Below are 13,593 nucleotides of genomic sequence, written 5' to 3'. Positions count from 1 at the left end.
ATGTCCGGTACAGATGGGGAGAACAAGCCAAACGAGTATCCCCGAAACGACACTGAACGAGTCCGCAGGACCGTGCAGCCGTCGCTTAGCCGGCGGAAACTGCGCAGGCGCCTACTGCAGTGGGGTGTGGGTGCACTTGCCTTGTTGGTGCTGCTGGGTGGAGCCATTGCGTGGATCGGCTTCCGTGCCGGCCAGATCAGGGGCAACCTTGAGGCCACCACGCAGCTTCTGCCTCAACTGAAAAAAGAACTGCTGGCCAATGACGTGGCCCGGGCCTCCAACACCGTGGCATCACTTTCGGAGCACACAGCGGCCGCCAAAGCGGCCAGCAATGACCCTCTATGGAAGCTTGCCAGCGGGCTGCCCTGGATTGGCCACAATCTCACGGCAGCCTCGGAGGTGGCAACCACTGCCGATGACGTGACCCGCTTGGCCGCTCAACCCCTCGTTGGTGCTTTCGAATCCTTGGACTGGAAATCACTGACACCCGTGAACGGAGCTGTCCCGCTGGCACCGCTGCAAAAGGCTGCACCAAGCGTGGTTGCGGCCGCCAATTCGGTGGAACTTTCCTACCAACGACTTGCTGGGATTGATCAGGCCGCGCTGCTCCCCCAGATTGCTGCGCCCCTGCAAAGCGCCAAGACTCAGCTGGATGAGTTGAGGGGAGTACTTTCAACCGCATCCGATGCAGCTCAGCTGCTGCCACCCATGATGGGGACCGAAGGCCCTCGAAACTACCTGCTGCTGATTCAAAACAATGCTGAGGTCCGTTCCAGCGGCGGCATCCCTGGCGCTCTTGCCCAGCTGCATGCGGAAAACGGCAAGATAACCCTCACAGCCCAGGACTCAGCCAGCGCCATGGGCAGCTTCACCCCACCGGTCAAGGTGGACGCTGCACAGGAAACCATTTACTCCACCCGCATGGGCAGCTACATGCAGGATGTCAACATGACTCCCGATTTCCCTACCGCCGCGTCAACGGCCAGGGCCATGTGGCTGCAACGCCACCCCGACCAAGCAATTGACGGAGTCATTTCCATCGACCCGGTGGCCCTCGCATTGGTTCTGAAAGCAACCGGTCCCATCAACGTGGCAACTGCTCTTCCAGAACGCGCTGGCTTCGGCGATCTGCCCACAAACTTGACAAGTACAAATTTGGTACCCGTGCTTCTCTCGCAGGTCTACGCCGAAATCCAGGAACCCGCACTGCAGGACGCCTACTTTGCAGAGGTTGCGAAAAACGTCTTTGACATGGTGGCAGCTGGCAATGCCCCCGGCGACAAGTTAGTCCAGTCCTTGGCCACAGGCGTCAGCGAGAATCGAATCCTGATGTGGTCCGCCCACAGCGACGAACAAGCAATCCTTGGGACCCAAGGCATTGGCGGTGCCATTTCCGGTCCAAGTGTTCCCGCAGCGGGCTTCGGCGTCTATTTCAACGACGGCACAGGCGCCAAGATGGATTATTACGTCAAGCGAACTGTGCAGTTGGTGCAGCGTTGCAATGCCGACGGTTACGCCCAATACACAGCCAAAATCACCATGACCAATACGGCACCTGCCGACGCAGCCACGGCGTTGCCTGCCTACGTGACAGGCAACGCCGTATTCGGGATTCCCAGCGGTAGCGTTGCCACCAACGTGGTGGCCTATGGCCCGTCACAGGCACGTGCACAGCAGGCCCGGGTTGACGGCAAGAGCGTAGGGATCGCTTCACACACCCATGCTGAGCGACCTGTTGGGGTAGTGCGGGTGCAGCTTGCGCCCGGGCAGAAAAAGACCATCGAAGTTGATTTTTCCAAGGTGGTCCAGACCAACCCTGCGCAGCTCCGCGTCACCCCCACCATTCAACAAAAATCGGACGTAGTCCTGCCCGAACAAAAGGCCAAGGGGTGCCCTGGAAATTAATCATTCATAAACGATCCACGGCTGCTGTACTCCTAAACAATGCAGCACTGTCCAAACGGTGAAACTTTCATCCATTCGTTTGGTATCGGCGCTGTCAACTGATAATGTTTCAATAAATCGCAGTCTCAACGGGGGAACCGGCGATCAAATATATTAGAATCTGGGGAATTACCTTGAAGAAAATCCTTGCAGGCGTTGCACTTGCCAGCCTCATCACTTTGTCCGCTGGTTCAGTCGCCGCCCAGGCGGCTCCCAATGACTACCCGGCAGGCGCACCCAGCTCCACCGTTTCCACCGGCACCGTGATTGCCGGCGAAGCCGTTATTTTCAGCGGCTCTGGTTTCATCGCCGGTGAGATCATCGACATCACCGTCACACAGACCAGCCCTGTTGCCGGCGGGGCCATCGGATCAATGGGTGGCGGTATTTCCGCATCAGTGCCCATGATCATCAAGCCTGCGGCACCGTCCTCCTTTATTGTTACGGCTGACAGCAACGGCGCGTTCTCGACTCCCATCACACTGGAGCAGACAGGCACCTACACGCTGACAGCCAAGGGCCGCACCTCGGGTGTCACCGTCAGCCAGGTTGTCAAGGTAGTGGCCAGCGTTGACGCCGGTGTTGGCAACAACGGATCCAACTCGGGCAACAACGTTGCCGGTGATAAGGATGGTTTGGCCTCCACCGGCCTGGACACCAGCGTGCTGGTCTGGTCCATCATTGGCGTGGGCGCGCTGGGCGCCGGCGTGGGCACTGTGGTGGTTTCACGCCGTCGCAACCGCGAGTCCGCCAACGCATAGCAGCAACAAAAACATGACCGGGTTGCCCGGAACGTGGTGATGGCCCGGAGCAGCTGCTCCGGGCCATCACCACGTTCCGGGCGTATTCCGTGGGTTTCACTAGACTGGGTGGGTGCGTACAACCAGCCACAAAGTGTCAACCGTTCTAGCCGTTGTTTATTTTCTTGCACTGGCTGGCATCCTGTTCTGGCCCTCCCCAGTGGACAGGCCGATTGACAGTGCCCTGATGCAAGTCATCCAGTGGCTGCGCGACCACGGCGTTCCCCGACGGGTAGTGAACTACAGGAAAATCGAGTTCGTTGCGAACATACTTTTATTCGTGCCCTTCGGCGTCATCCTGACCCTTCGGCTGCCCCGCTGCTGGTGGTTGTTGGCGGCAGTCATCGCAGCGACGGTCTCAAGCGCCGTGGAACTGGCCCAAGGCTTGTTTCTACCCCAACGCGTGCCGACCTGGAGCGACATTGTGGCCAATACCTCCGGGGCATTCCTCGGAGCACTACTGGTGCTGTTCGTGTGGCGGCTGCTGCGACACCGCACACTGCGTCCTACCGACAGGGCCTGAGCTGAAGAACCAGCTTCACTTTCCGGTCCAGTGATCATGCGGCTTCTGCTGCCTGCCATAGCGCGTAGGCAGCCAGCGTTATCCCGTCAGAGATTTCACCGGCACGGATGGCACCTTCCAATTCTTTCTGACTAATCCAGCGATGCCCGTCAGTTTCGCCATCGTGGACGCCAACGGCCTCGGCTGATTGCGCGGCCACAGCAATAACCGCCACTTTACTGCCCAGTATCCCGCTGTCCGGCCAAATGTAGCCCAGAAATTCGGTAGTGGAGGCTGCAATTCCCGTTTCTTCCAGCAGTTCGCGCGCACCGGTTACGCAGGCCTGATGCTCAGGTGTAGTTTCAATTGCTGGCGCCCCACCGAATCCGCGCGGGAACTCCGTCAGCGTTCTGCCTATTGCAGGACGAAAATGGTCCACAACCAGATGCTTGCCCGCGAACGTCACGACGGCAACCGCACCAATTCCGCCTTCGTCGGCTTCCACTTTGTGTTGGAGCCACTGCTTGCCGTTGTGTTTTACGGACTGCGTGGTCACTCTGATACAGGGCGGGCCCGCCCAAGCGTAAACTACCGTGCTCAGTCCGACTTCAGTCATGGACTCCTCCTGGGATATTGATGAAAGATTTCATTTTTTTACTGCGCAATGTGTGCAGCTCAACAAGCTCGGAAATCGGAGTGGTCAAAAGCACCCCAACAGCTCCCACCACTACAGCCCAAATACCGGCAACAGCTGAGAAGAAGTAACTTGCAGCCAGACCGAGGACACCAGGGACCAAGGTAAAGGAGATTTGTCTCCACAAGTTGCGCATGGTCTCCTGCCTGTCCACCGGCTCAACAAATTTCATGATGGCAAAGGCCAAGCCGTCTGAATGCCGCGCGACCGGTGAGTCCACCCACCGGGAAATAGCCACTCTTGCTGAATATTTGGCCAGTGCGAATGTGCTTGCGGGCATCTCGCCGAGGACGTCGATCAAGCTCCCCTCAAACTGAAGCGTGGTTGTGCCCACTGCCTGACTCGACGCCATGTCAAAGGCCTCGGCGTCCGTATTCTGCAACTTTAGCCAACTGGATTCGTGCTGCCGGGCGAGAGCATCAAAGTAGACGCTGGACCACCATGAATCCATCAATCCAATAGTCTCTGGGGGCACCTGGGTTTCCAATGCCGCCAGCGTGGCGAGCATGCTGCTGCGTCCTCGAAGACCCTTCAACGTTGCAATAGTTCCGCGACCTGATTCATTCGCGTGATCATCGAGTTGCTCAATGGCAGGAGGCACCTGACGGCGAGCGAAGGCCAATTCCATGTCAAACTTGCGGCTGTCCCAAACGCGGATCGTTTGTGGGTCTTTTGCCACAGCCGCAATCCAGTCGCGCCAGCGGAGCGCCATGGCAGCAAACACACCTGTGGGATGCTGGATTTCTTCGAGTGGGCCCAGGCCTTCGGCAGCCGCTTGGAATTCAGCAGCCACCACCTCAGGTACGTCATCAGTGTGGCAATCCCGCAGCCGACGGCTGGGCCGCCTACTGACAGCCTCTGCAATTCTTCTTGGATCAAGGCCAAATACGGCCAAAGAGGAGAATTCGAAGACGGCAAGCACGGTGGCCTCCTCGTTTCGACCGCACACCATCTTGCGAAGGCATTCAGCCAGGGAAGCGTCACGAGCAACAACAACCAGGCCGAGCCGCTCGTGGCTGTTCCTCCCCAGCAGGGACCTGACCGCTTCCGGGCCATGGTGCATGAAGAGCGCCCCGTCCAGCAACTGCGCATCCGGAACCAATATGGTGTGGGTGAGTATATCCGCCGTGCGCAACAGACCTGAAAAACGCTGAGTAACAGAGGCCGGAGGAAACTGGTGCGCATCTGTGGGGACATTGGTTTCCATCTCCCAGAGGCTCCGCTGCTGGATGCTGTCAAAATCAAAGACCAGTGCTTGTTGCCCGTGCGTCTCCGCCATCGGCATGTCCTCTCCGGAAATCCCTGCAGCCAACGTTTAGCCGTCACAGAGTCTGGGCTTAGGTGATCTGGTTCAGTGCATCTTCCGCTGCCACCCAAGCAAGCATTGCGCATTTGACCCTGGCTGGATACTTGGACACGCCCGACAGTGCCGCGGCATCCCCCAGAATCTCCTCATCCGCCTCCAGCTTGCCGCGGGATCGCATTAATGTGCGAAAGTTCCCGATCAGTCCCGTGACCTCCTCAACTCCCAGGCCCACCACCAGTTCGCTGAGGATGGAGGCCGACGCCATGGAAATGGCGCACCCATCCCCGGCCCAGTGGATCCCCGACACGGTGCGTCCGGCGCCGCCGTCTTCAGTCTCCAGCCGCAGCGTGATCTCGTCCCCGCACACGGGGTTGAGCTGGTGGCATTGCCCCACGTTCGGGGGCAGATGCTGCCCCTGGAGCTGATCGTTGGCCAGGTCCGCGCCATGGCGAGCCTTTGACTGCTCCAAAATGATCTGTTGGTACAGCGAATCCAATGCACTCACGGTGTTGTCTCCACTTCTACGCCAAAGTAGCCACGCACCCCGGCCACGGCCGTCAGGAAGGCGTCAACATCGGCTCTGGTGTTGTACAGATATGCGCTGGCGCGGGTGGAGGCGCTCAACCCCAGCCGCCTATGCAGCGGTTGCGCGCAGTGGTGACCCACGCGCACGGCGATGCCGGCAGCGTCAAGGTACTGGCCGACGTCGTGCGCGTGTACCCCTGCCACCTCAAAGGATGCCAGCCCTGCCCGGGGAATGCCCGACGCCGGCCCCAGGACACGAATGCCCTCGATGGCTTCCAGCCCGCTCACCAAGCGCTGGCCCAGTGCCGCTTCCCAGTCATGGATGCGTGCCATGCCGGTTTCTTCCAGGTAGTTCACGGCGGCGGCCAGAGCTACGGCCTGGGAGATCGACTGGGTGCCGGCTTCGAAGCGCTGCGGGGCGGGCAAGTACTGCGCTTGATCCATGGTGACGGTGGTGATCATGGACCCGCCCGTGAGGAACGGGGGCATGGCATCGAGCAGTTCAGCACGGCCGTACAGGCCACCAATGCCGGTGGGCCCGAGCATCTTGTGGCCGGAAAACACGGCAAAGTCCACGTCGAGGGCCTTGACGTCGAGTGGCAGGTGGGGGGCAGACTGGCAGGCGTCAAGGACCACCAAGGCGCCCACGGCATGGGCCATCGACGTCAATTCGGCCACCGGGTTGATGACGCCGGTGACATTGGAGACGTGGGTGAACGCAAAGACCTTTGTGCGCTCGTTGAGGAGCGTGGCGGCGGCTTCCATGTCAAGGGTGCCGTCATCGTGGACCGGGATGAAGCGCAGCGTGGCGCCGGTGCGGCGGCACAGCTCCTGCCAGGGGATCAGGTTGGCGTGGTGCTCCATCTCGGTGACCAGCACCTCATCCCCTGCCGTGAGGGCAAACTTCTTCTCTTGTTCCGGGATGGCACCGACGCTGGCATTGCCAAAGGAATAGGCAATCAGGTTCAGCCCGGCTGTGGCATTTTGCGTCCACACAAGCTCGTTGCCCTCGGCACCGATGAAGGCTGCCACAGTGGCCCGCGCGTCCTCAAAGACGTCGGTGGCGGCGACGGCCAGCGTATGGGCGCCTCGGTGCACGGCGGAGTTACGCTGCTCGTAGAACTCCTGTTCGGCCTCCATAACACTGATAGGCTTTTGGGAGGTTGCACCGGAATCCAAGTATACGAGTGGGTGTCCGTTGACGTCTTGGTCCAGGATGGGGAAGTCATTGCGGATGCGCAGGACCTCACCATCCGTCAACGGCTCATTGAGGGTGTGTGTTCCGGCTTGGCGGGAAAGAACAGTCACTGCGGCGGCTCCAAGATGCTTGTCATTGATACTTCATTCTCCCACTCGGAGCGCCCCGGCTGCCACGTGTGGACGCCACGCTCCCATGGTGCTACAAATTGAAACACGGTCCAGCGCGCTGCGCTCCCTATTAGATGAACGGACGTACCCATGCGTTTGGGGGGAATCGCCACATGGCGGGAGTCGCCATTCAAGCGTTCCCGCAGGTTCAAACTGCTCGCCACTCTACTTGCCTTGACCATGGTGGCCGCAGTGGTTGGCCTGGTCATGGTGTTTCGGCCCGATTCCTCGCCCGGCGCATCACCGGAGCCCGGAACGCTGAAGCAGGATTCCAAGCCCGCACACGTGTTCATTATCAACTTGGAAAACACCGGTTACCACCGTGCCTGGGGGCAGGATTCCCTGGCCCCCTACCTTTCCCAGACCTTGCGCTCCGAAGGTGTGCTGCTGGAAAACTACTATGCCATTTACCACAGCTCTCTCCCCAACTACATTGCCCAGATCTCCGGGCAGGGGCCTAACGTCAACACGGCCAACGACTGCGCCGTGTTCCACCGGTTCTCCGCCCAGACAACCTCCGTCTTCGGTCAGGCTGATGGCAAGGGCTGCATCTACCCCAAGGCCATCCCCACAATCGTGGGTCAGCTCCAGTCCAATGGACTGACCTGGAGGGGCTACATGGAGGACATGGCCAAGCCGTGCCTGCACCCGGAGCCCGGCACAGCCGACCCCAACAAGCGTGCCAAGGTCGGCAACCAGTACGTCACCCGGCACAACCCGTTCATGTATTTTGCCAACATCATCAACTCCCCCACCTGCGAGCAGAACGTGGTCAACCTCGATGCCTTGCCCGGAGACCTTGAAAGTGTCGCCACCACACCCAACTTTTCCTTCATCACGCCCAATTTGTGCAATGACGGGCACGACAACCCTTGCGTGGACGGGCGCTACGGCGGGCTGGAGGCCGCGGATGCCTGGCTGAAGGTGTGGGTTCCGCGCATCATGGACTCCCCCGCGTACAAGAAGGACGGGATGCTGGTCATCACCTTTGACGAGGGCGACGGCGAGCGGGAGCCGGATGACTCCGGGGCGACCAGAAGCGCTTCCGCAGACGATTTGGACCAGGGGCCGGGTGCGCCGCTGCCGGGGATCTTTGGTGAGGGCGGAGGGCGGGTTGGTGCCCTCATCCTCTCCCCTCTGGTCCAACCCGGCACGTCCTCACAAGTGGTGTACAACCACTACAGCCTCCTGGCCAGCATTGAGGACATTTTCTCGCTGCCGTACATCGGGTACGCCCAGGTCACGTCGCTGAACAAGTTCGGTGCCGACGTCTACAACAAGCAGTAGCGCCGGCACCGGGCCTACCAGAGCCGTTCCCGGCCCAGGTACTCTGCCAACGCAGCGTTGTGCGGGGCGTAGAACTCCGTCAGCGCTTCCCGTGCCTCGAGCGGGATTTTCGAGGTTGCGATGGCGTTGAACACCCGCGTGTCCGGCAGTTTGTGCGTCGGGATTTCCAGGAAGTTGCACACCACGTCAAAGGTCCCTTGGACGTCCTTGTACATGTCCTCGCTGCGCAGGACCAAGAGCTGCTCTTTAGGGAACGACGCGTGCCAGTTCTGAATTTGCGGCAGGTAGATTCCGCGGCTGCGATACGAATAGAAGTCGTGGGATGAACTGTAATAGTCCGGATCGGCCAGCATCTTTCCCATCTCCCCCTCCAGCCGGATGTCCTCGGCGGCCAGGGCCTCGGTGAATCCCAACGGCTCAACCCCGTTATGGACACGTTCCTGGTGGTGGGACCAAGCCCGCTCCACAGGGTCCCGCAACAGCGCGATGGCCTTGATGCCGGCGTTCAGTTCACGCACCTGGGGCGCCACGCGCGGGTCCCACTGGTAATAAGGAGATGCCTCGCCGCTCACGGGCCGGTAGCCCAGTTTCAGGCCCATCATTTTCCGGTAGCTTTCGGTGTGGAAATGCGAGCGATACCACTGGTCCCCCCGGCCACGCTCCTTGTAAAAGTAGTCGGTGCTCTTGCGGCCGCGGAGCTGGGGAAAGAGCCCCAGGACGCCGGGGTGCATCAGCAGGTAGTTAAAGAGCGACGTCGTCCCGCCCCGCTTGGTGCCGATGATCAAAAAGTCGGGGTTGGGCCGCGTTTTTCCGGTCCCCTGGGCATAGGCCCGTGTCACGGTGTCCGCGGCATCCTTCATCCATCGAGGGGAACCCTCCTTGAACTGCGTCAATGAAGCCATGACTTACTCCTTTCGCTGTGGGATTAATACTTTTTATCTAGATCGATGGTTTGTGCGGCTTTCGCCGTGTTCCGGCCTTTCAGCAGGGCCAGGTCCTTCAGGCCAAGCCTGCGGCGATCCAGCCAACACCAAATGGCAAGGACCACCACTGTTCCAAGACCTGCGGCCAGGCAGGCCTCAGCGGAATTGCCCATGAGGAACAAGGCCCCCACGCTTGGGGGCACCACGCAGACAGCGGCAACCAACAAGGCATAGAACACCCGCGGGGCATCGAAGCGCACGCCGATGAAGATCCGGGTCTCAATGGATGCCAGTGCTGCGTCAATGAACATGCTCAAGGCCCAGGCGACAGCCGCGCCCGTGATTCCGTGGCGTGGGACGAGGATGATGTTGGCAACGATGTTCACAGCGAGGACGACTGTCTTATTGGCCAGCATCCACCCGCTGCGCCCACTCATCATCAGCACCGAGTCCACGTTGCCTGCCAGCAGCGAGGTGATGGCGCCCAGGCTGAGAATGATCAAGGCAGTGCTGCCACGTTGGAAGTCGTCGCCGAGCCAGCCGAGGATGGTGGGCGCAAAGAACATGAACAGTCCGTAGATCGGCACGCCCAGCAGCACTATCCACGTCACCGTGGTGGAATACAGCTTCTGCACGGCGGAAATCTTGTTCTCGCTGAGCAGGGCACTGAACCGGGGCGAGATGACCATGCGCATGGCAGTGGAAATGATCAGGCCCGCTGTGACGAACCTGCTGGCGGCGCCGTACACGCCGGCCGCCCCGGCGCCAGCCAGAGCGCCCACCAAGATGACGTCAAACCACACGATCGACTGTTCGATTCCCGAGGAGAACCAGCGGGGCAGCGCGAACTTCCAGATGCTGCGGTGGACCGCCCGCTCGGGCACGAGGACCCCGTGGACACCGGCCCGGCGTTCGTGCTCCCTAACGCGTATCCACAGCGCCACGAGGGCGGCCACCATTCCGGCGGCCAGGGGAAGTGCCCAACCGAGTGCCGCCGAAACGGCGGCCCCGCCCATGGCTGCCGCGACCAACACGGCAATGGGGCGGGCGGCAGGGACGGCGATGGCCCCCACCACCGTGTACGGGACCACGTTGCCCAGTCCACGGGTGGCCGCCAGCGCCACCATCATGACAGCCCCGCACGGCAGGAACCAGCTGACCAGCTGAATGGCGGCCGTAACCTGGCCTTCGTACTCACCGCTGAAAAGGCCCAGCCGGGGAAGGACCAAGCCGATCAGCAGGCCAAGGACCGTTCCTACCACCGCAGTTGGAACCAGCAGCGCCATGACGGCACCGCGAATCTTGCCGGGTCCGGCGAGTGCAAGGCGCGGAAGGATCCAGATCCCCGCCGTGTCCATCCCGGTCCGCGCCACGCCCAGGGCAATGGAGAACACCGCAATGGCCTGGAGCACCACGCCGGAGCCTGCATCCCCGTAGGTCCGGGCGAGAACCAAGGTCAGCGCGAAGCCCATGACTGCGCTGGTGCCGGCACCCGCGACGCTGACGATCCCACCCCGGGCAGCTTCCCGGATTTCCCCCTTATGCTCGCCGGAATCGTCAACCACACGAGTGGCTGACTGTTCCCCCACTTCCTGGTTCCTCATGTTTCCCCCTGAGACCAATCGTTATCACAAAAAATACTTCGAAAACGGCTCTTCGGCTTACGATGTTGAAAACAAGAACCTAACCTGTCGATCCACCTCCGGATTTACCGGGACTCTCCAAGGAGAAAATCCATGTCCAACCCCGATACTTCCGCCCCGAACAGACAACGCCGCACCGCGTGGATCGTTGGATCCGCCGCAGTGGTGTTGGTTGCGATCATTGTGCTTGTCATTGCACTCACCACCGGAAGGGCCACGACGGGCACCTCCGCGGCCACCTCCACCGCCGCAGGTTCCCAGTCGCCACCAGCGGCCTCCCCAACTGCGGCAGCTCCCTCCACGGGTGCCTCCGCCAAGGCTTCCGCACCCGCTGCGGCATCCGCATCCGCTGCCGCAACACCGTCCGCGCCCGTACTGGCCGTGCCGCTGCCACCGGAAGATGCGAAGGCCGCCAAACTCAGCATCAAGGACTTCATGACGGCCAAGGCTAAGACCCTCGCCTTTCAGGCTGCCACCCCGGCGCCCGCCATCTTTAAGGAACTGGCCATCGGCTCTGCGTATGACGCCATGATGGCCAATGCCGAGGACTTCGCCAACAACGGCTGGCACCAGGTGGGCATCCCGACGATCGATTCCATGACCGTGACCGGCTACAAGCCGTCCGCCACTCCCCCGCAGGCCACACTGAATGTCTGCGTGGATTCCTCCAAGGTCAACGTCGTCACCGCCGACGGCACCGTGGTCAGGCAGGGAACCGCGGCGGACCGTTCCATGAACATCCTCACCGTGGTGCTCTCCGACGGCAAGTGGCTTGTCAGCCATGAAAGTTTCCCGGCCAATCCGGACTGTTAGGACCGGTTCTTCGTGCCGTTGCCCGGTCACCCCACGGGGAGACCGGGCAACGGCACATTCGCTTGTGCAGTTAGTCAATGACTGTTGCCACCGCGCTCAGGTCAAAGCTGAGATCCGGCGTGGCCCGGTAGTTGACGTGTGTTTCTACAGCCACGGTGTTGATGCCGTCCACCAGCAGTGCCGTCGGCACATCAACCACTAGGGGATTTGCGTTAGCCACCGACGTCCGCACGGCGACCAAGGCGTATGTCCCGAACGTCACCGGCCCGGCAGGCATATTGTTGCGTGCCACCTCGGTTCCGTTGACGTACACCACCGCGCCGTCGTCGGCCACCGTGTTCAGGACCAGCTTGGTGACCTTGGCAGCGGTGTCCACATTGAACTGGCTGACGAAGTAGGCGGCCAGCGGACGGTTGTTAGTGGGCGGCGGCACGTCGATGTTGGTGCCCAGCCCGGTAACGCCGAATCCGAGAACTCCTGCCCCAACATTCCACGTGGAGGCGTCAAAGCCTGAGTCCTTCCAATTGCTGCTAGGTGCACCCGCCTGGTAGCGCCAGCTCCAGGAAGAATGGGCCGGGATGACCGCGACGTTCACCGGACCGGTCGGCGCTGCCACCGTGACCGGGTCCGACGTCGCGCTGGTGGCACCTTCGTTGTCCTTCACCGTCAGGGTGACCGTGTAGGTTCCCGCGCTCGCATAGGCATGTGTTGCGGTTGCACCCTGTGCGGTGTTGCCGTCGCCAAAGTCCCATTGGTAGGCGACCACTGCGCCATCCGGGTCTGTGGAGCCCGTGGCATCCACGGCAACGTCCAGGCCGGTGACCTCCGAGGTGAATTGCGCGACCGGGTTCTGGTTTTGCACCGTGCCGCCCGTGGTGAGGGTGGCACTGAGGTCAAAGCCCATATCACTCGTGGCCCGGTAGTTGATGTGTGTCTCCACCGCGATCGTATTGGTGCCGGTGACCAGAAGGTCCGTTGGCACCACTATCACCACCGGGTTGGCGTTGGCCACCTTGGAGCTCACCCCCGATGACGCGTAGCTGTTGAACGTGATGGTCCCGTCCGGCATGTTGCTCCGGCCCACTTCGGTGCCGTTGACGTACACCACCACGCCGTCGTTAGCCACCGTGCTGATACTCAGCTTCCGCACGGCAGAGACCGAATCGACGGTGAACTGCTTGAGGAAGTACGCCGCCAGCGGACGGCTGCTGGTGGGCGGGGCCACGTCGATGTTGGTGCCCAGCCCGGTGCTTCCGAATCCCAGCGGAGCGGTCCCCGTGGCCCAGGCCGAGGCGTCGAAGCCCGGGGTGTTCCAACTGGCGGCTGGAGCGGTGGAGGAATAGCTCCAGCTCCAGCTGGACTTGGCTGGCACCACTACGGTGTCCACCGGGGGCACCGGGACAGCAGTGGCCGTGATCGGGACGCTCTTAGTGCCCGTGGCAGCCTGGTTATCCGTGACCGTCAACTTCACCGTATACGGCCCGGGAGCCGCATACGTATGGGTCGCCGTGACACCAGTACCCGTGCCACCATCACCAAAGTCCCACACATAAGAAGCAATCGAACCATCAGGATCACTGGACGCCGAGGCATCCACCGCCACCGCCAGATTCGTCACCACCGGAGTGAAAGCCGCCGTCGGCTCCTGATTCGCCGGAGGTGCAGTGGCCGTGATCGGGACGCTCTTAGTGCCCGTGGCAGCCTGGTTATCCGTGACCGTCAACTTCACCGTATACGGCCCGGGAGCCGCATACGTATGGGTCGCCGTGACACCAGTACCCGTGCCAC

The 13,593-nt window shown here is 61.3% G+C and carries 12 protein-coding genes; 5 read left to right on the top strand and 7 right to left on the bottom strand.

The features are described 5' to 3' along the window. The 3 genes from JMA46_RS13360 (at position 1) to JMA46_RS13350 (ending at position 3,267) form a co-directional block, all read left to right on the top strand. Positions 1-1,905, top strand: a complete 1,905-nt coding sequence (locus JMA46_RS13360; RefSeq protein WP_207345840.1) for a DUF4012 domain-containing protein — start codon at positions 1-3, stop codon at positions 1,903-1,905. Positions 1,906-2,078: 173 nt separating this feature from the next. After that, positions 2,079-2,705: an LPXTG cell wall anchor domain-containing protein gene (locus JMA46_RS13355; protein WP_207345839.1), complete on the top strand. Its 627-nt coding sequence runs from the start codon at positions 2,079-2,081 to the stop codon at positions 2,703-2,705. Positions 2,706-2,817: 112 nt separating this feature from the next. Beyond that, the gene (locus tag JMA46_RS13350) at positions 2,818-3,267 is read left to right on the top strand and encodes a VanZ family protein (RefSeq protein ID WP_207345838.1); all 450 of its coding nucleotides are present in this window, start codon (positions 2,818-2,820) and stop codon (positions 3,265-3,267) included. A 34-nt stretch (positions 3,268-3,301) separates the two neighbouring features. Here the strand turns inward: JMA46_RS13350 and JMA46_RS13345 are convergent, their stop codons facing one another. From JMA46_RS13345 to JMA46_RS13330, 4 genes are read right to left on the bottom strand one after another with little or no spacing between them, the layout of a single operon-like run. Then, positions 3,302-3,862: an NUDIX hydrolase gene (locus JMA46_RS13345; protein ID WP_207345837.1), complete on the bottom strand. Its 561-nt coding sequence runs from the start codon at positions 3,860-3,862 to the stop codon at positions 3,302-3,304. Next, a complete protein-coding gene (locus tag JMA46_RS13340) occupies positions 3,855-5,219 on the bottom strand; it encodes a hypothetical protein (protein ID WP_207345836.1) in 1,365 nt (454 codons plus the stop codon). Before JMA46_RS13340 ends, JMA46_RS13345 begins: the two co-directional genes overlap by 8 nt. Positions 5,220-5,277: 58 nt before the next feature. Continuing rightward, positions 5,278-5,751: a Fe-S cluster assembly sulfur transfer protein SufU gene (gene sufU, locus JMA46_RS13335; RefSeq protein ID WP_207345835.1), complete on the bottom strand. Its 474-nt coding sequence runs from the start codon at positions 5,749-5,751 to the stop codon at positions 5,278-5,280. After that, on the bottom strand, positions 5,748-7,079 hold the full coding sequence (locus JMA46_RS13330) for a cysteine desulfurase (RefSeq protein ID WP_348770166.1): 1,332 nt from the start codon (positions 7,077-7,079) through the stop codon (positions 5,748-5,750). The genes sufU and JMA46_RS13330 overlap by 4 nt, the downstream gene beginning before the upstream one ends. Positions 7,080-7,229: 150 nt before the next feature. On the opposite strand from JMA46_RS13330, the gene JMA46_RS13325 reads away from it, so the two are divergent. Further along, positions 7,230-8,426: an alkaline phosphatase family protein gene (locus JMA46_RS13325; RefSeq protein WP_247647296.1), complete on the top strand. Its 1,197-nt coding sequence runs from the start codon at positions 7,230-7,232 to the stop codon at positions 8,424-8,426. Positions 8,427-8,440: 14 nt separating this feature from the next. Here the strand turns inward: JMA46_RS13325 and JMA46_RS13320 are convergent, their stop codons facing one another. Then, positions 8,441-9,328: a sulfotransferase domain-containing protein gene (locus JMA46_RS13320; protein WP_207345834.1), complete on the bottom strand. Its 888-nt coding sequence runs from the start codon at positions 9,326-9,328 to the stop codon at positions 8,441-8,443. 23 nt (positions 9,329-9,351) lie between these two features. Continuing rightward, positions 9,352-10,953, bottom strand: a complete 1,602-nt coding sequence (locus tag JMA46_RS13315) for a polysaccharide biosynthesis C-terminal domain-containing protein (protein WP_207345833.1) — start codon at positions 10,951-10,953, stop codon at positions 9,352-9,354. A 132-nt stretch (positions 10,954-11,085) separates the two neighbouring features. Between JMA46_RS13315 and JMA46_RS13310 the strand changes: the two genes are divergently transcribed. Beyond that, positions 11,086-11,805, top strand: coding sequence for a hypothetical protein (locus JMA46_RS13310; protein WP_207345832.1), 720 nt, complete (start codon positions 11,086-11,088; stop codon positions 11,803-11,805). Positions 11,806-11,875: 70 nt separating this feature from the next. On the opposite strand, the gene JMA46_RS13305 is transcribed toward JMA46_RS13310, so the two are convergent. Beyond that, positions 11,876-13,593, bottom strand: a 1,718-nt coding sequence (locus tag JMA46_RS13305) for a PKD domain-containing protein (protein ID WP_207345831.1), incomplete at its 5' end; no start/stop codon positions are given.

The sequence above is a fragment of the Arthrobacter sp. E3 genome (genome assembly GCF_017353415.1).
Taxonomy (GTDB): domain Bacteria; phylum Actinomycetota; class Actinomycetes; order Actinomycetales; family Micrococcaceae; genus Specibacter.
Note: the sequence above shows the minus strand (reverse complement) of the source record. Positions and strands in the feature narration are given on the sequence as shown.